This is a genomic window from Kitasatospora sp. NPDC040550, from assembly GCF_055594965.1.
Window position 1 is genome coordinate 60,330 of the sequence record NZ_JBVIWC010000023.1, and the last position, 17,219, is coordinate 77,548.

At 73.9% G+C, this 17,219-nt stretch carries 14 protein-coding genes and 1 pseudogene; 8 read left to right on the top strand and 7 right to left on the bottom strand.

The window, feature by feature from the left end:
- The first annotated feature begins 36 nt into the window (after positions 1–36).
- Entirely contained in the window at positions 37–1,530 is a 1,494-nt protein-coding gene (locus ACZ58X_RS29260; RefSeq protein ID WP_470336587.1) for an MFS transporter, read from the top strand.
- Positions 1,531–1,649: 119 nt separating this feature from the next.
- Positions 1,650–2,525, top strand: coding sequence for an IS5 family transposase (locus ACZ58X_RS29265; protein ID WP_470336588.1), 876 nt, complete (start codon positions 1,650–1,652; stop codon positions 2,523–2,525).
- A 13-nt stretch (positions 2,526–2,538) separates the two neighbouring features.
- Here the strand turns inward: ACZ58X_RS29265 and ACZ58X_RS29270 are convergent, their stop codons facing one another.
- Positions 2,539–2,967 carry a hypothetical protein gene (locus tag ACZ58X_RS29270; RefSeq protein WP_470336589.1) on the bottom strand — a complete coding sequence of 143 codons (429 nt, stop codon included), beginning with the start codon at positions 2,965–2,967 and terminating at the stop codon, positions 2,539–2,541.
- Between the two features lie 149 nt (positions 2,968–3,116).
- Between ACZ58X_RS29270 and ACZ58X_RS29275 the strand changes: the two are divergent.
- Positions 3,117–3,350: pseudogene (locus ACZ58X_RS29275) on the top strand (transposase); the annotation flags it as partial.
- A gap of 390 nt (positions 3,351–3,740) precedes the next feature.
- On the opposite strand, the gene ACZ58X_RS29280 reads toward ACZ58X_RS29275, so the two are convergent.
- Positions 3,741–3,866 carry a hypothetical protein gene (locus tag ACZ58X_RS29280; RefSeq protein ID WP_470336693.1) on the bottom strand — a complete coding sequence of 42 codons (126 nt, stop codon included), beginning with the start codon at positions 3,864–3,866 and terminating at the stop codon, positions 3,741–3,743.
- Between the two features lie 221 nt (positions 3,867–4,087).
- On the opposite strand from ACZ58X_RS29280, the gene ACZ58X_RS29285 reads away from it, so the two are divergent.
- Both ACZ58X_RS29285 and ACZ58X_RS29290 read left to right on the top strand, forming a co-directional pair.
- Positions 4,088–7,771 carry a SpoIIE family protein phosphatase gene (locus ACZ58X_RS29285; RefSeq protein ID WP_470336590.1) on the top strand — a complete coding sequence of 1,228 codons (3,684 nt, stop codon included), beginning with the start codon at positions 4,088–4,090 and terminating at the stop codon, positions 7,769–7,771.
- A 187-nt stretch (positions 7,772–7,958) separates the two neighbouring features.
- Complete coding sequence (locus ACZ58X_RS29290; RefSeq protein WP_470336591.1) at positions 7,959–8,363, top strand: nuclear transport factor 2 family protein; 405 nt, start codon at positions 7,959–7,961, stop codon at positions 8,361–8,363.
- 44 nt (positions 8,364–8,407) lie between these two features.
- Here the strand turns inward: ACZ58X_RS29290 and ACZ58X_RS29295 are convergent, their stop codons facing one another.
- From ACZ58X_RS29295 to ACZ58X_RS29305, 3 genes are all read right to left on the bottom strand, one after another.
- Positions 8,408–9,475, bottom strand: coding sequence for an S-adenosylmethionine:tRNA ribosyltransferase-isomerase (locus tag ACZ58X_RS29295; protein ID WP_470336592.1), 1,068 nt, complete (start codon positions 9,473–9,475; stop codon positions 8,408–8,410).
- Positions 9,472–10,278: an SDR family oxidoreductase gene (locus ACZ58X_RS29300; protein WP_470336593.1), complete on the bottom strand. Its 807-nt coding sequence runs from the start codon at positions 10,276–10,278 to the stop codon at positions 9,472–9,474. The genes ACZ58X_RS29295 and ACZ58X_RS29300 overlap by 4 nt, the downstream gene beginning before the upstream one ends.
- 149 nt (positions 10,279–10,427) lie before the next feature.
- Entirely contained in the window at positions 10,428–11,375 is a 948-nt protein-coding gene (locus ACZ58X_RS29305; protein WP_470336594.1) for an RluA family pseudouridine synthase, read from the bottom strand.
- A gap of 177 nt (positions 11,376–11,552) precedes the next feature.
- Here ACZ58X_RS29305 and ACZ58X_RS29310 point away from each other — a divergent pair, with 177 nt between their 5' ends.
- On the top strand, positions 11,553–12,641 hold the full coding sequence (locus tag ACZ58X_RS29310; protein WP_470336595.1) for a PP2C family protein-serine/threonine phosphatase: 1,089 nt from the start codon (positions 11,553–11,555) through the stop codon (positions 12,639–12,641).
- Positions 12,642–12,799: 158 nt separating this feature from the next.
- Entirely contained in the window at positions 12,800–13,186 is a 387-nt protein-coding gene (locus tag ACZ58X_RS29315) for a DUF3224 domain-containing protein (RefSeq protein ID WP_470336596.1), read from the top strand.
- A 101-nt stretch (positions 13,187–13,287) separates the two neighbouring features.
- Here ACZ58X_RS29315 and ACZ58X_RS29320 read toward each other — a convergent pair whose 3' ends face one another.
- Positions 13,288–14,118, bottom strand: coding sequence for a poly-gamma-glutamate hydrolase family protein (locus tag ACZ58X_RS29320; RefSeq protein ID WP_470336597.1), 831 nt, complete (start codon positions 14,116–14,118; stop codon positions 13,288–13,290).
- Positions 14,119–14,311: 193 nt separating this feature from the next.
- Between ACZ58X_RS29320 and ACZ58X_RS29325 the strand changes: the two genes are divergently transcribed.
- Positions 14,312–15,298 carry a DUF5995 family protein gene (locus ACZ58X_RS29325; RefSeq protein WP_470336598.1) on the top strand — a complete coding sequence of 329 codons (987 nt, stop codon included), beginning with the start codon at positions 14,312–14,314 and terminating at the stop codon, positions 15,296–15,298.
- Positions 15,299–15,459: 161 nt separating this feature from the next.
- Here the strand turns inward: ACZ58X_RS29325 and ACZ58X_RS29330 are convergent, their stop codons facing one another.
- Positions 15,460–16,923, bottom strand: a complete 1,464-nt coding sequence (locus tag ACZ58X_RS29330) for a GuaB1 family IMP dehydrogenase-related protein (protein ID WP_470336599.1) — start codon at positions 16,921–16,923, stop codon at positions 15,460–15,462.
- Between the last annotated feature and the right edge of the window lie 296 nt (positions 16,924–17,219).

The window sequence follows — 17,219 nt, forward strand, 5'->3', positions numbered from 1 at the left end:
CCAGACCCATCGGCCCGTCCTCCGGAGGGAACACCCATGTCCCCCGCACCACCTGCCGTGTCCGCAGCGCCCGGTCTGCGCGGCCGGGCCCGCCGGTCCGCCCGACCCGTCCGGCCCGTCCGACCCGTCCGGCCCGTCCGGCCCGGTGCCACCCTGGCCGTCACGGCGGCCGCCACTGCCCTGGTCACCGTCGCGTACACCGCCCCCACCGCCTCGCTCGCCGCCACCGCCCAGGCCGCCCACCTCGGCGCCACCGGCCGCACCTGGATCCTCACCGGCACTCTCGTCGGCATCTCGGCCCTCCTGCTCACCGCCGGCAGCGCGGCCGACGACCACGGCCGCAAACGGGTCTTCACCTCCGGCGTGCTGCTGTTCGCCGCCGCCGAGGCCCTGGCCGCGCTCGCCCCCGACGGCACCGTCTACCTGGCCGCCCGGATCCTGCTCGGCGCCGCGTCCGCCGCCGTCCTCGCGCCCGCACTCGGCCTCATCAGCCACGCCCACCCGGCCGGGCCGCAACGGATCCGGGCGCTCGGCGTCTGGGGCGCGGCCGTCGGCCTCGGCATCGCGGTCGGACCGGTCTACGGCGCGCTCGTCCAGCAGTGGGCGGGCTGGCGGGCGGTCGGCGGCGGACTCGCCGTCGGCTCGGCCGTCGTCGCCGCCTGCGCCGCCGTCCTCCTCACCGAGTCCCGGGCCGAACGGCCCCGCGCGCTGGACCCGTACGGCGTGCTCACCCTCGCCGCCGGAACCACCCTGCTCATCGCCGGACTCGCCGAGGGCCGCGACGGCTGGGGGCGGGCCCCGGTGGTGACGCTGCTGCTCAGCGGGGTGCTGCTGCTCGCCGCCTTCGCGGTGGTCGAGACGAAGGTCCGCGAGCCGATGCTCGACCCGGCCCTGTTCCGCAGCCCCGGCTTCCTCGCCGCGACCGGCGGCGCCCTGTTCACCGGGCTCTCGCTGGTCGGCTTCATGAGCTACCTGCCCACCCTGCTCCAGGGCGTGCTCGGCCTCTCCGGCCTGGCAGCGGGCGGCGTACTCGCACTGTGGTCCGGCCTGTCCGTGGTCGCCGCCCTCCAGGCCCGCCGACTGGCCACCCGCCTGTCGGCCACCACCCAGGTCGCCCTCGGCCTGCTCGTCTGCGGCCTCGGCGAGGCCGGACTGTACGGCCTCGGCCCCGGCTCCTCCTGGCTCCGGCTCGCCCCCGGCCTGGCCGTGGCCGGCCTCGGCAGCGGCGTCCTCAACGCGGCCCTCGCCCGGCTGGCGGTCAGCAGCGTCCCCGCCCACCGAGCGGCCATGGGCTCCGGCGCCAACAACACCTCCCGCTACCTCGGTTCCGCCCTCGGCGTCGCCGCGACGGTCGCCGTCGCCTCCTCCGCCCACCCCCGCACTCCCGGCCCCGAGGCCGCCGCCCACGCCCTCGCCACCGGCACCGACCGGGCGATCCTGTTCGCCGCCGCCCTCTGCCTCCTCGGCACAGTCCTCGCCCTCACCGCCCGCCACGCCGAACGCCGCACCCCGACCCCCCAGGCCCAATAACCGCGCGCACACCCCGCACGCCGCACAGAAGGCGACCCAGCCAACCTCCCGCGCAGGCCAACCGGGCCACCTAGGCCGTGTATCGAAAGTGGATCTTGAGCTGTGAATGATCACGGTTCATGGGGCGGGGTGATCTCACGGATGAGCAGTGGGCGGTGTTGGAACCGTTGTTGCCGAAGGGCAAGAAGGCGGGGCGGCCGCCCATCTGGTCCCGGCGGCAGCTGATCGACGGCATACGGTTCCGGGTCCGGACCGGCGTTCCGTGGCGGGACGTGCCTATCGAGTACGGCCCGTGGGGTCGGATCTACGACCTGTTCCGCCGATGGCAGCGGGACGGGACGTGGCACCGCATCTTTACCCGGCTCCAGTCCCTGGCCGACGCGAAGGGCGCGATCACGTGGGACCTGAGCGTCGACTCCACGGTATGCCGCGCCCATCAGCATGCGGCCGGGGCCCGCAAGCAGGGTGACCTGCAGAAGGAACCACCGGGCGGTGTCTTCACCGAGCCTGATGATCACGGTCTGGGGCGCTCGCGTGGCGGGTTCACCACCAAGCTCCACCTGGCTGTCGAGCAGGGCCAGAAGCCTATGTCGATCGTGGTGACGGCTGGGCAGCGCGGTGACTCGCCGCAGTTCGAGCCCGTGCTGGAGAAGGTCCGCGTGCCCCGCATCGGGCCGGGCCGGCCACGCGTCCGTCCCGATCGAGTGCGCGCTGACAAGGCCTATGCCTCCAGAAAGAACCGCGCCTACCTGCGCTGCCACGGCATCCGTTGCACCATCCCCGACAAGGCCGACCAGGCCCGTAATCGTAGGAAACTCGGCTCCCGCGGCGGTCGGCCACCGCACTTCGACCCGGCCGACTACCGCGAGCGCCACGCGGTTGAATGCGGGATCAACCGCCTCAAGAGGCACCGTGCCGTCGCCATGCGATACGACAAGCTCGCGGTCCGCTACGAAGCAACCGTCCTCATCGCAGCCATCAACGAGTGGCTGTGATCGCTACGCGTCGTCAGAGCTCGTAATCCTGGGCCAGCTCCTCCCAGCGAATGCTACGAAGCTCAAGACCAGCGTTCTCACCTGACAGGACATCCAGGACAGGCTGGAACCAGACCACGGTGAGGGCGGAACGGTGCAGCACCGGGTTGAGCTCAGGAGCGACCGTTGCCGAGCGGAAGAGGCCTATGCAAGCCACGTTAGGCAGCACCTCAACAGGGCCGAAGGCACCGGCGGTCTGGTCTGGGTACTCGCGGCAGGGCGGAACGAGATGGACCGGCGCGGAAAACGCGTGTCCGGCCTCCCGCTGGAGGCCGCTGACCACCATGTCGTTGACGGGCTTGCATGGATAGCCCTCCAGGAATCCGCCGTAGGTCGAAGACATCCGCAGGTGAGTGAGCTCGATCGAACGACCAGACGAGAGGACTATGTGGCTCAGCGACATGCCGACACCCTATGCGCACGGCTCGCTTCCGATACACGCCCTAGCACGAGAAGAGCCGCTTGGAGGAGCTGACAGAACTGTGTGACGCCCACGTCTGTTCGTCCGTCTGTTCGTTGAGTAGGTCGTGGGGAAGAGACCGCCGTGGTGGGTTGTGGGACCGGATCGAGCCGCTGCTGCCGGTGCGGCAGCAGCGGCTTCACAAGCTCGGCCGCCCGCCGCTGGACGACCGGGGCTGCCTGGAGGGGATCCTGTTCGTGCCGCACACCGGGATCCAGTGGGAGTGGCTGCCGAAGGAGCTCGGCTTCGGCTCGGGCATGACCTGCTGGCGCCGGCTGCGGACCTGGCACGAGGCCCGGGTGTGGGACCGGCCGCACCAGGTGCTGCCGACCGAACCGAACCGCACCGCACCGCGCCGGCGAGCCGGACAGGGCTACGACTTCGACAAGTACCGCCGCCTGCCGTGGAAGCGGGGTGTCAAACCGGTGATCGCCCGCCGGGGAGTGAGTGCCGTACGGTGGGTCGTCGAGCCAACGACCCCGGCTGACTTCCAACCTCGTTCTGACCCGAGCCGACGCAGAAGTCGGACCCGCCGACTTCCCGCACACGGCCATCGCATCCGCACCGGACAACCCGGTACGGCCGCTCGGCCGGGACGCGGGGCACACGGAACGTCGACCCGGCCGACGTTCCACGCCGGGGCACCCGAGCCGACGACGCAGGAAGTCGGGCCCGCCGACTTCCTGTGCGGGGCTCGGGCCCGTGGGTGGGCGGGGTCAGTCGTTCGGGGTGGGGGCTTCCTCGGTGGGAGTCCCGTCGGTGGGGGCCTCGTCGGTGGTGTCTTCGAGGTGATCGTCGGTGGGCTCGTCGGGGTCGGTGAATCCTCCGCCGAAGTCGGGCATGGGGGCTCCTTCGGGTGGTTGGGGCGCGCGTGGGCAGCGGGCCCGGTCCGAGGGTCGCAGGGTTCTTCCGCGTCCGACAGGCATCTGCACGACTTGGCATCGCCCAGCTGCCCAAGGCTCCCGCCCGCACGGTTCGGCGGCGGCCACGAGGGGCGGGGCGCGGGGGCCGCGTGCGAGGATGGCAGGGCTGGTGGGGTCGAGCTCCGGGCGGTTCTCTGGCCATGGTCGACGATGACGCGCAACGCCGGGGGGAGCCGCAGCGCGGCGCCCTGCTGATGGTGCCGATCGCCACGGCGCTGATCGAGGCCGACGGGCGGATCCTGCACTGGAGCGGCGACGCGGAGGCACTGCTCGGCTACCGTGCGGACGAGGCGGTGGGGGCGAAGGCCGCCCGGCTGCTGACCTCGGACGAGCACCGGCCGGAGGTGCTGGAGCTGTTCCGGGAGATCCTGGCGGGCCGGGAGTGGTCCGGGGTGTTTCCGGTGCGGCACCGGGACGGGCACCTGGTGAACCTGGAGTTCCGGACGCATCCGGTCCGGGGGCCCGGCGGGGAGCCGCTGGTGCTGGCGGTGGCGTCGGAGGTGACGACGCTGCGCCGGATCCAGGCGGACCTGGCCGTGCTGGACGGTTTCTTCACCCAGTCCCCGGTCGGTATGGCGGTGTTCGACACCGGTTTGCGTTACGTCCGGTTGAACGAGGCCCTGGCGGTGGCGAACGGCCTGGCCGTGCCCGAGCACCTGGGCCGCCGGCTCACCGAGGTGCTGCCCGGGATCAACGGGGACGAGGCCGAGGCGGTGATGCGGCAGGTGCTGGCGACCGGCCGACCGGTGGTGGACTTCCGCACCCAGGGCCGTACGCCGGGGGATCCGCAGCGGGACCGGGCCTGGTCGGCCTCGTACTTCCGGTTGGCGGACCGGAGCGGGCGGGTGCTGGGGGTGAGCGCGACCATCATCGACGTCACCGAGCGCTACCGGGCCGATGCCCGGGCGGCGAAGGCGCAGGAGCGGCTGTCGCTGCTGGTCGACGCGACCGCCTCGATCGGCACCACGTTGGACCTGCGGCAGACCGCCCGGGAGCTGGCGGACGCGATGGTGCCCCGGGTCGCCGACATCAGCGGGGTGTTCGCGCTGGAGGCGCTGATCGCCGGGCGCAACGTCGAGCCGCCGGCCCCGGACGAGGCCCAGCTGGTGCGCCGGCTGGCGCTGGCCACCACGGATCCGCTGTACCCGGCCGACGCGCTGCCGGTGGACTCGGTGTACGAGCTGCCCGCGGACTCCCCGTACGCCCGGGCGCTGATCACCGGGCGGACGGTGGTGGTGCCGTCCTGGGAGCTGTCGCCGCTGGCCGACGCGCTCAGCGAGAGCCGCCGCCGGGCGTTCCTGGGCGACCGGCCACGTTCGGTGCGGATCACCCCGCTGGTGGCCCGGGGCACGACGCTCGGCATGGTGGTCTACTCGCGGCGCGGCGAGCGGGAGTCCTTCGCGGAGGCGGACATCACGCTCGGCGACGAGCTGGCCTCGCGCGCGGCCGTCGCGATCGACAACGCCCGGCTGTACCTGCGCCAGCACCAGACGGTGCTGGCCCGGCAGCAGGCGCTGCGCGAGGCGAAGGCCGCGCAGGAGCGGCTGGCGCTGGTGAACACGGCCTCCGCCCGGATCGGTACCACGCTCGATCTCGACCGCACCGCCCACGAGTTGGCCGAGGTGGCGACGCCGCGGCTGGCGGACACGGTGGTGGTGGAGGTGCTGGAGGAACTGGTGCGGGGCGAGCGGGAGCCGCGCGCCCCGGCGGACGGTTCGGCGTTGCTGCGGCGAATGGCGTTCCACTCGGTGCGCGGTTCCACCCTGGCGCCGATCGCCCGGCTGGGCGGGGTGCACCGGTTCCTGCCCGGCTCACCGTACGCGTGGAGCCTGGCGCACCGCAGGCCGGTGCTGGTGCCGCGGATGGACGAGGAGGGCCTGGCCTGGTTCGCCGACGATCCGGTGCGCACGGCCGCGGTGCGGGAGCAGAACGTGCGCTCGTTCATGGTCGTCCCGCTGATCGCGCGCGGCAATCCGGTCGGCGTCGCGGGCTTCTACCGGACCCTGGTGGAGCGCCCGTACGACGACGAGGACCTGGCGCTGGCCGGGGAGTTGGCCGTGCGCGCGGCGGTGTCGATCGACAACGCGCTGCTGTTCACCCGGGAACGGGACGCGGCCGCCGCCCGGCAGCGGGCGCTGGACGAGGCCTGGGCCGCCCAGCAGCGACTGGGCCTGCTGAACGAGGCCAGCAACCGGATCGGCACCACGCTCGATCTGCACCGCACCGCACGGGAGTTGGTGGAGGTGGTGATCCCGCGCTTCGCCGACTTCGTGACGGTGGACCTGCGCGACGCGGTGCTCGGCGGCGAGGAGCCCGGGCCGGTGCCGAGGGACGGGCCGGTGCTGATGCGGGCGGTGGCGGTCGGCGAGTCGGCGCCGGACGGCAGCATGACGGCGGCCGCGGACCAGGTCGGCGAGACCTCGCAGTCGGCCGAGGTGTACGCGCAGAGCCTGCGCTCCCGGCGGTCGATCCTGGTGTCCGAGGTGACGGAGCAGGAACTGCGGCGGATCGTCGCCTCCCCCGACCGGGTGGAGCCGGGGCTGGCCGCCGGGGTGCACTCGTACCTGATGGTGCCGTTGGTGGCGCGCGGACTGGTGCTGGGCGGCGCGGAGTTCGTCCGCACCCACAATCCGGCGCCGTTCGGCCCGGCGGACCGTTCGCTGGCCGAGGAGCTGGCCGCCCGTACCGCACTGGCGATCGACAACGGCCGGCTCTACCGCCGGGAGCGGGACACCGCACTGACCCTGCAGCGCAGCCTGCTGCCGCAGGAGATCCACCGCACCCTCGGTCTGGAACTGGCCTACCGCTACCTGCCGAGCAGCGTGGTCAGCGAAGTCGGCGGCGACTGGTTCGACGTGGTGCCGCTGTCCTCCGGCCGGGTCGCCCTGATCGTCGGCGACGTGATGGGCCACGGCATCCGGGCCGCCGCCACCATGGGCCAACTACGGACGGTGGCAAGGACGTTGATCACCCTGGAGCTCAACCCGGTGCGGGTCCTGCACCGGCTGGACGAGGCCACCTCGGCACTCGGCGAGGGACAGTTCGCGACCTGCGTCTGCGTGGTCTACGACCCGGCGGACCGCAGTTGCACCGCCGCCTGCGCCGGCCACCTGCCGCCCGTCGTCGCCGACACCGAGGGCAACGCCCACCTGGTCGAACTGCCGCCCGGCGCACCGCTGGGCGTGGGTGGAGTCCCGTTCGAGAGCGTCGAGTTCACCCTCCCCGAGCAGGCCATCCTGACCCTCTACACCGACGGGCTGGTCGAGCGCCGGGGCCACGACCTCGACGAGGGGCTGGAGTTGCTCTGCCGCACGGTCGCCGACCGGCGCCGCTCGCTGGAGCAGACCTGCGACGCCGTCCTGACCCGGCTCACCGGGCGCACCCCGGAGGACGACATCGCCGTCATCATGGCGCAGGTCCGCCCGGCCGGCGCCGACCGGATCGCCGTCCTGCCGCTCACCGGCGACCACGCGATGGTCGCCCACTCCCGGCGCTTCACCCGCGAGACGCTCACCGCCTGGGGCCTGGCCTCGCTCACCGACGGGGCCGAGCTGCTCACCAGCGAGCTGATCACCAACGCCCTGGTGCACGCCGGATCGCCCGTCCAGCTGCGGATGTTCTGCAACCGGGTGCTCACCGTCGAGGTCGCCGACCGGGAGAGCGAGACGCCCCGGATCCGGCGTGCCCGCAACGAGGACGAGGGCGGCCGCGGCATCCACCTGGTCAACGAGCTGGCGGCCCGCTGGGGCAGCCGCCGGACCGGGGACGGCAAGGTGGTCTGGTTCGAGCTGGAACTACCGCTGGACTTCCCGCCGCCTGCGTGAACAACCGCGGGTTGTCGGCCCGGGGCGCGGGTTGTTGGCCGCCGGGGCGGCCGCGGGGCTTTGCTGGTGCCACGGCCGGAGAGCCCCGACCGGACAGCCCCGACCGGACAGAACGCGACGCACCGACGCACCGCACCGCACCGCACCGACGCACTGCAACGGACCACGACGACCACAGGAGCCCAGCATGCCGCAGAACGACGCCCGCACCGTCGTCACCGAGTACGTCACCCGGCTCGCCGCAGGCGAACTCGACGCCGCCGTGGCCCTGTTCGCCGAGGACGCCACCTGGACCTACCCGGGCGACCTGGCGCTCTCCCGCACCTGGAGCGGCAAGCAGGAGATCTTCGGTGACTTCCTCGGCCAGGTCGGCACCCTCTTCGCCGCCGACGGCCTGCCGAGCCTCACCCTCACCGGCGTCCTCGCCGACGGCCCGCAGGCGGTGGCGGAGTGGACCGCCGTCGGGACGGCCGCCAACGGCGCCCGCTACGAGAACCACTGCCTGGGCGTGTTCACCGTCGAGAACGGGCTGATCACCGCCGTCCGCGAGTACCTGGACACCCACCACGTGGCGCGGACCCTGCTGGCCTGAACCCCTGCCGGGCCGGCCGACCGGCAGTCGGCTGCGGCACGGGCTCAGTCCGGCAGCAGCAGGTTGACGTCCCCGAACTCGTGCCACAGGTAACGCTGTTGCACGGCCTCGCGGTAGCAGGCCGCCAGCAGGGGGCGGCCCGCGACGGCGGCCAGCATCAGCAGGTGCGAGGCGCGCGGCTCGTGCCAGCCGGTGAGCAGGCCGTCCACCGCGCGCACACCGCGCTCCGGGGTGATCACCAACTCCGTCCAGCCATCCGCCTCCTGGAGCGTGCCGTCCGGCGCGACCGCAGACTCCAGGGCGCGGACCACGGTGGTGCCGACGGCGATCACCCGGCCACCCTCGGCCCGGACATGGCCGACCAGCCGGGCGGTGGCCGCCGGAACGTGGAAGCGCTCCGCGTACGGGGCCTCGTGCGCCTCCGGCGAGGCCACCCCGGTGTGCAGGGTGACCGGCGCGACCAGCACGCCCCGCCCGGCCAGCCGCACCACCGTGTCCGGCGTGAACGGCCGTGCGGCGCTGGGCATTTCACTACTGCCGGGAACGGTCGCGAAGATCGTCCGGTAGGCCTCGATCGGCCAGTCGCGGTCCACGTAGCCGTACCGGATCGCCCGGCCGTACCGGTCCAGGTACGGCAACAGGGGTGCGGGCAGGGAAAGTTCGGCGTACCAGAGGCGGGCGGTGAAGGGCTGAACCAGGACGGCCCCGCCGCCCGCTGGCAGGGCGACGCACAGGCCCGGGCGGGCCGGGGACTCCTCCGGCGGGTAGTAGGCCGCGGCCGCGCCCGGCACCGAGCGACGCAACTCGACCAGGTAGGAGCCCTGTTGGTCGGGCTGGGCGGAGGACAGGTGCAGCGCGACCGGCGTGCCGTCGGGCAGCCGGCCCGGCAGGGCGGCCGGGACGGTGGCCGAGTCGTTCACCACCAGGAGGTCCGCCGGGCGCAGCACCTCGGGCAGCTCGGTGAAGCGGTGGTGCTCGACGGTGCCGGAGTCGCGCCGGCCGACCAGCATCCGCACGCCGTCCCGGGCCGTGCCACGGGCCTCCGCCGGTGCGTGGGCGGAGAGTTCGGGCGGGACGGTCACATCGAGGCCCAAGGCGGCCAGGATGGTCATCGCCCGCTCCGCCCGAGGTCAAGAGCGGGGGCAGGGTCAGGGGCGGGGGCGGGGGCAGGGGCAGGGACGGGGTGGGCCGCCAGGTCCTCGGCGCGGTAGCGGCCGGACGGCGTGCGGTGGTGCAGCAGGTCGAGCAGCAGCGGGGCGACCTGTTCGGGCAGCGGCTCGCCGGAGATGTCCTCACCGGGGCTTGCCTCCTGCAGCATCCCGGTGCGCATGCTGCCCGGGTCGACCGCCCAGACCCGCAGCTCCGGCTCCTCCCGGGCGAGTACGGCGGTGGCCTGGTCGAGCGCCGCCTTGCTGGCGCCGTAGCCGCCCCAGCCGAGGTAGGGCTCCACGGCGGCGTCCGAGCTGATGTTCAGCACGGCCCCGGCGTGGGCGCGCAGTTGCGACAGGACGAGCTGGGTGAGGGCGATCGGGGCGAGCGCGTTGACCTCGAAGAGCTCCAGCAGGTCCGGCAGCGGGAAGTCGGCCAACCGGGGCAGCGGTTCGCCGCCGGGCGCGGCGGCGCCGTTGAGCGAACCGGCGTTGTTGATCAGGAGGCTCGCGCCGCCGAGGCGCTCGGCGGCCGCGGCGAGGTGGGCCCGGTGGTCGTCGTCGACGATCGAACCCGGCAGGGCGACGACCTCGGTCAGGGCGGACAGCTCGGCCGCGGCCGCGGCGAGTGCGGTCGCGCCCCGGGCGGTGATCACCAGCCGCCAGCCCTCGGCGGCGAGGGCGTGGGCGAGGGACAGCCCGAGGCCGCGGGAGGCGCCGGTGACCAGGGCGACGGGGGCGGAATCGGTGTGCTGCGCTGCGTTCATGGCCCAACCATCGCGCCACCGGGCGGGCGGCGGATCGGCCCCCGGAACCGGGACCCGGCCCTCCGTTCGTCCTAGACCGCCGGCCGGACCTAGGACCGGGACCCGGACGGCCCACACGCCCCGACGGGAGGTCACCCGGGTGCGGGAGGTCAGCCCCCGGCCGCCCAGCCGGACGGGTCGTCCCAGGCGGCGAGCGTGCGGCGGCTCTCGAAGCGGCGCTCCCGGCCGGTCAGCGGGTCGGTGAACTCGACCGTCGAGGCCAGCAGCTGCAGCGGCCGGCGGAAGTCGTCCGGGGCCGGTTCGGGCAGCACCACCGGGTACACCGGGTCACCGAGGATCGGCGCTCCGAGGCCGCTCATGTGCAGCCGCAGCTGGTGGGTGCGCCCGCTGAGCGGCTGCAGCCGGTAGCGGCCGAGGCCGTCGCGGCGCTCCAGCAGTTCGATCCGGCTCTCGCTGTTCGGCGGCGCGTCGAGCTCCCGGGCGGCGATCACCCCGCGCTCCTTGACGATGTGGCTGCGCACCGTGCGCGGCAGTGCCAGGTCCGGGACGTACGGGGCGATCGCCCGGTACTCCTTGCGCACCTGCCGGTCGCGGAAGAGCGTCTGGTAGGCGCCGCGGTCCTCGGGGCGGACCACGAACATGGCCAGGCCCGCGGTGAGCCGGTCGATCCGGTGGGCGGGGCTGAGCGCGGGCAGGTCGAGGGCGTGCCGCAACCGGGAGAGCGCCGTCTCGATGACGTGCCGGCCGCGCGGGGTGGTGGCCAGGAAGTGCGGCTTGTCGACCACCACCAGGTGCTCGTCGCGGTGCAGCACCACCAGATCGAAGGGGACGGGCACCTCCGCCGGGAGGTCCCGGTAGAACCACAGGTGTGCGCCGGGGCGAAACGGTTCGTCGGGGGTGACCGGGCCCTGCTCGCCGACGATCTCGCCCGCGTGCAGCGCGGCGTCGATCCGCGCCGCCGCCACCGCGGGCAGCCGCTCGACCAGGTGCTCCCGGACGGTCGGCCAGTCGCCCTCCAGCGGCAGCCGCAGGTGCACCGGGTCCACGCCGAGGCGCTGCGGGAGGGGGGAGGCCGGGCGGCGGTTCTTGCGTCTCATCTCCCGGCCCAGCCTAGTGCGCTCCCCGGCCGCCCCGGGGGTGAGGTGCCGGGAGGGTCCGAGCACCGGCACGCCGCCGGTGCGCCCCCGCGCCGAGGTGCTGACCCGGGGCGGGGCGGGGAAAGTGGTTCGAAGGCCCTCGGGCCCTGGAGCTTCCCGACCACTGGAGGAGAACGCGTGAGCGCCGACGGCCCGGACGGGCTTCCGCCGCTGCACCTGCCACGGCGGACCCGGCTGCTGCTGTACGGCGCCCTCGTCCTGCTGGTCGCCGCCGTGGTGGCCGCCCTGGCCCTCGGCCCCGGAGCGACCCTGTCCCCGTTACTCGCGGTGGCCCCGGTGCTCGCCGGGGCCACCACCCGCAAGGCCCGGGTGCCGCTGCTGGTCGGCGCGGCGGCCCTGTTGGCGGTCGGCGTGCTGGAGTCCGACAACACCCAGCTGCCGCTCTCGGTGCGGATCAGCGTGCCGGTCACGGTACTGGCGGCGACCCTGGCCAGTGCCGCCAGCGTGGTGCTGGTGGCGGCCCGGGAGCGGCAGCTGTACCAGGTCCGGACGGTGGCCGAGGCGGCCCAGCGGGCCCTGCTGAGGCCGCCCGCCGAACGGATCGGGCCGCTGCGGCTGGCCGTGCGGTACGTCGCGGCGACCGCCGAGGCCCGGATCGGCGGGGACCTGTACGCCGTGGTGGAGACCCGCTTCGGGGTGCGGATCCTGCTGGGCGACGTGCAGGGCCACGGGCTCCCGGCGGTGGAGACGGCCGCGGACGTGCTGGGGGTGTTCCGGGAGGCGGCCCGTACCGAGCCCGACCCCGGGCGGCTCGCCGAGCGGCTGGACGCGGCACTCACCGCGCGGCCGGGGGACGGGCGGTTCGCCACCGCGCTGCTGCTGGACGTGCCGGCCGGCCGGGAGCCGGTGCGGGTGGTGAACTGCGGCCATCCGCCGCCGCTGCTGCGCCGGGCGGGCCGGGTCGAGGAGCTGGCGCCGGCCGTCCCCGCGCCGCCGCTGGGCCTGCGCGAGCTGACCGGGGAGGACTATGCGACCAGCCGCTTCGAACCGGGCCCGGGCGACCTGTTGCTGCTGCACACCGACGGGGTGTCCGAGGCCCGGGATCCCGGGGGCCGGTTCTACCCGCTGGCGGATCGGCTGCCCGGACTGCACGGCAGCAGCCCCGCCGACCTGCTGGACGCCGTGCTGGCGGACGTCCGGGGCTGGGTCGGGGACGCCGGGCTGGCGGACGACGCGGCGCTGCTGGCGCTGCGCTGGGACCACTGAGGCGGGGCGCCGGATGTGCGGGAGGCGGCTGCGGACGCGATTGTCAGTGGCGTGTGCAACGCTTCACGCACGGTCGCCGGGAGTCGACCGTACGGGTCGGAGTGCGTGCCGGGCGGCGCGTGTCGACGGCGCGTGAGGACCGACGAGGGGAGCGTGCCATGGCCGAGGTCAGCGGGTCGTTCGAGGTGACGGCGTTCGAGCCGGTGGAGACGGAGCAGCACGAGGGCGCCGCTTTCGGGCGGGTGCGGATCGCCAAGACCTTCACCGGAGGGCTGCGCGGTCGCGGCGAGGTGCGGATGCTGTCCGTCGGCGACGCTTCGGGCGGGCCGGCCTCGTACGTCGCGGTGGAGCACGTGACGGGCGAACTGGACGGACGCCAGGGCTCGTTCGTGCTGCAGCACGCGGCCTGGGACACCACGGGTGTGACGATACGCGTGGTGCCGGGCACGGGGGCGGGCGAGCTGGCCGGGATCACCGGCGAGTTCCGGCTGTCCGTCGACGCGTCCGGCGCCCACACCTACGTGCTGGCCTACGAGCTGGGCTGACGGCCGGCCGGCGGTCCGGACCAGACCGGACCTGTGCGGTCCGGACCCGTGCGGTCCCGTGCGGTCCGGTGCGGTCCCGTGCGGTCCTGCTCCGTGCCCGGTCAGAGGATCGGCTGGGTCGCCTCCAGGCGCTGGACCGCGGTCCGGACGGCCGTCGCGAAGCTCCAGAACAGAGGCAGCGTGTTGGCGGCCCGGTCGGCCCGGGTGTTCTTCCCGGGGGCGAACATCGCGACCCGCAGCTCGGTGGTCAGCTCCAGCTGGGCGCCCGCGCCGAGCATGCTGCGGTTGCAGATGTTCTCCGGGGAGATGCCGGCGATCCCCTCCTCCCCCGAGGCGGTGACGGCGCGGATGCCGGCTACGCCGAACTCCTCCATCAGGTACTGGCGGAGGGTGGCGTTCAGCCCGCCGACCAGCACGGCCCGGGCGCCTGCCTCCAGACCTGCCTGGCCGGTGGTGCAGCCGTGCAGCGAGACCACGTTGAGGCTGCCGGAGCACATCGCCCGGACCACGGTGTCGTCGCAGTGGGTCGAGGTGACGTGCAGCGCGCTGTTGTTGGAGGGGCGCAGGCCCTCGAACATCCAGAAGTCGTGCACCGGCCCGGCGGCCGGGGTCGGGGCGAGGTCGGCGGGGTGGTAGCCGGCGACGGCCAGGCACAGCTCGGAGGTGCCGCCCTCGATGCCCCCGCCGTGCGGGGCGATGACGGTGGTCCGGATGAACGCCGGACGGCCCTGCGGGCTCTGGTCGTCGATCAGGTGCCGGCGGTAGCGGCGGCCGTAGTCGACGCCCTCGACCAGGCTCGGGTCGGCGTACAGCGCGGTGTTGGAGGGGTACTGGTCGGCGGCGCTCGCGGGGGTGCTGCCCACGGCGGCGCCGAGGGTGCTGAGGGCCGGGGCCGCGGCGAGCGCGGCGATCAGGGTACGACGGTTGATCACATTCGGGATCATGACAGGAGGTGGGGCATCGGCAAAGTCAACGCAAAGCAACAATCAAGTCCGCGCCCCATTGCGGCGGGGGCGGCCTGAACGTGTGACACCGGCTCCGCGGACGCGCGCCGCGACCACCGGGCCCACCTCCACGCTGCCACGATGATGCGATCAGTGCACGATCGGCATCGGAGGGTGGCACATGCCCAGCACAGCAACAGGCCCTGCCGCAACAGCCTCTGCGGCAACGGCCGGCACGGTGGCGGTCGGCTCGGTGGCGGTCGGCACCGTGGCGACCGGCACGGTGCCGACCGGCACGCCGACGTCGGTCGAGGAGGTGGTCGGACGGCTGCGGGAGATTGCGGCAGCCCTGCCCCTGGCGGACGGGGTGGCGGTGTTCAACCGCCTCTACCTCACCGTCACGGAGGCGGTCCGCGACCGACTGGCGGACGGGTACTTCGCCGACCCGCCGGCGCTGGCCGAGCTGGACGCGCTGTTCGCCGGACGGTACCTGCTCGCCGTGGCCGCCGACGCGGCCGGGCAGGAGCCGCCCGCCTGCTGGCGGCCGCTGTTCGCGCTGCGCGCCCACCCGGGCGTGCACCCGCTGCAGTTCGCGCTGGCCGGGATGAACGCCCACATCCAGCACGACCTGCCGCTCGCGGTGGTGGAGCTGTGCCGTCGCCGGGGCTGCGCGCCGGCCGGCGTCGAGCAGGACTACCACCGGATCAACGGGGTGCTGGCCGAGGTGGAGTCGGTGGTCCGGGAGCAGCTGCTGCCCGGGCCCGAGCTGCCCGGGTGCGCCGAGCCGCTCACCCACCTGCTCGGCGCATGGTCGGTCGAGGCAGCCCGGGAGGGGGCCTGGTCCGCCGTCCAAGCGCTCTGGGAGCTGCGCGGGCTCCCGACCGCCGCCCGGGCCTTCGCCACGATGCTGGACGGCTCCGTCGGGCTGCTCGGCCACGCGCTGCTGCTCCCGCTGGTGCCCTACGACGACCGCTGCGACCGCTGCGACCGCGACGGCCGTACCGCGCACCCCGACCGGCAGGACGAGGGCGGGGCGGGCCCCGGAACGGCCGCGGCCGCCCGGCTCCCCGAAGCGAGGAACCGGACGGCCGACGGTACGGACGCGGGCGGGCTCAACCGGCTCGGCCGGCCCGACGGGCCGGGCAGCCCGACGGACCCCGCAGGCTGATCACGCGGGGCGGCCGGGCCGGCTCGGGCAACCGGATCAGCCCGGGCGGCCAAGGCGCCCCGGCCGGCCCACCAGGCCGATCAGACCGATCAGGCCCACCAGGCCGATCAGGCCCACCAGGCCGATCAGGCCCACCAGGCCCACCAGGCCCACCAGTCCGATCAGGCCCAGCTGGAGTGCAGCGGCTTGCCCTCGGCGTAGCCGGCCGCGCTCTGGATGCCCACGATCGCCTTCTCGTGGAACTCCTCCAGGGTGTTGGCGCCCGCGTAGGTGCAGGAGCTGCGCACGCCGGCCACGATCGAGTCGATCAGGTCCTCGACGCCCGGGCGGGCCGGGTCGAGGAACATCCGGGAGTGCGAGATGCCCTCCTCGAACAGCGCCTTGCGGGCCCGGTCGTAGGAGGAGTCCTGGGCGGTGCGGTTGCTGACGGCGCGGGCCGAGGCCATGCCGAAGCTCTCCTTGTACTGGCGCCCGTCGGCGGCGGTCTGGAGGTCGCCCGGGGACTCGTAGGTCCCGGCGAACCAGGAGCCGATCATCACGTTGGAGGCGCCGGCGGCCAGCGCCATGGCGACGTCGCGCGGGTGGCGCACGCCACCGTCGGCCCAGACGTGCTTGCCGAGCCGGCGGGCCTCGGCGGCGCACTCCAGGACGGCGGAGAACTGCGGCCGGCCGACGCCGGTCATCATCCGGGTGGTGCACATCGCGCCGGGGCCGACACCGACCTTGAGGATGTCCGCGCCCGCCTCGACCAGGTCGCGGACACCGGCGGCGGAGACCACGTTGCCGGCCACGATCGGGATCTGCGGGTCCAGGCCGCGCACGGCGCGCAGCGCGCTGATCATGCTCTCCTGGTGGCCGTGCGCGGTGTCGACGACGAGCACGTCGGCGCCGGCGTCGATGAGCGCCTTGGCCTTGCCCGCGACGTCGCCGTTGATGCCGACGGTGGCGGCGATCCGCAGCTTGCCGTTCGCGTCCACGGCCGGGGTGTACAGGGTGGCGCGCAGCGCGTTCCTGCGGGTCAGCAGGCCGACCAGCCTGCCCTCGCCGTCGACGACGGGGGCGAGCTTGCGGTGCGCCTCGGTGAGCTTGTCGAAGGCGGTGCGCGGGTCGAGGCCCTCGTCGAGCAGCAGCAGGTCGCGGGACATCACGTCGGCGAGGCTGGTGAAGCGGTCGACGCCCTGGCAGTCGGAGTCGGTGACCACTCCGACGGGCTTGCCGTCCTCGACCACCACGAGGGCGCCGTGGGCGCGCTTGGGCAGCAGCGAGAGGGCCTCGGCGACGGTGGCGCCGGGGGCGAGGGTGATCGCGGTGTCGACCACCAGGTGGCGCTGCTTGACCCAGGAGATGACCTCGGCGATGACCTCGGTGGGGATGTCCTGGGGGATGGCGACCAGGCCGCCGCGGCGGGCGACGGTCTCGGCCATCCGGCGGCCGGCGATGGCGGTCATGTTGGCGACGACCAGCGGGATGGTGGTGCCGGTGCCGTCGTTCGAGGAGAGGTCGACGGCCTGCCGGGAGCCCACGGAGGAACGGCTGGGGACCATGAAGACGTCGTCGTACGTCAGGTCGTACGATACCGAAGGACAGTCTTCGTAGGCACCGGTCTGCGAGTTCTGGAAGCGCATTGAGATATCTCCGGCCTGTTGTAGATACACCTTGGGTGCGGGTTGGGCCGGGAACGGGCGGACGCACATGGCTCCCTTGACCCGTGGACCAATCCTCGCTTAACCGCAGGTGAAAACGCCAGTCCGGTTACTTCTCCTGAATGTCCCTACGAGGTCTAGTCCATCTCTACGCGCGTCACTTTGTAGCAAAGCACAAAGCCCCTGGAATGACACCGCCAAGCGTCACCGGGGGCTCTGCTCTGCCCGCGCCCTCGCGTCTCCATGGCGACGCGGGAGGCGGGAGTATCAGGGCGTCG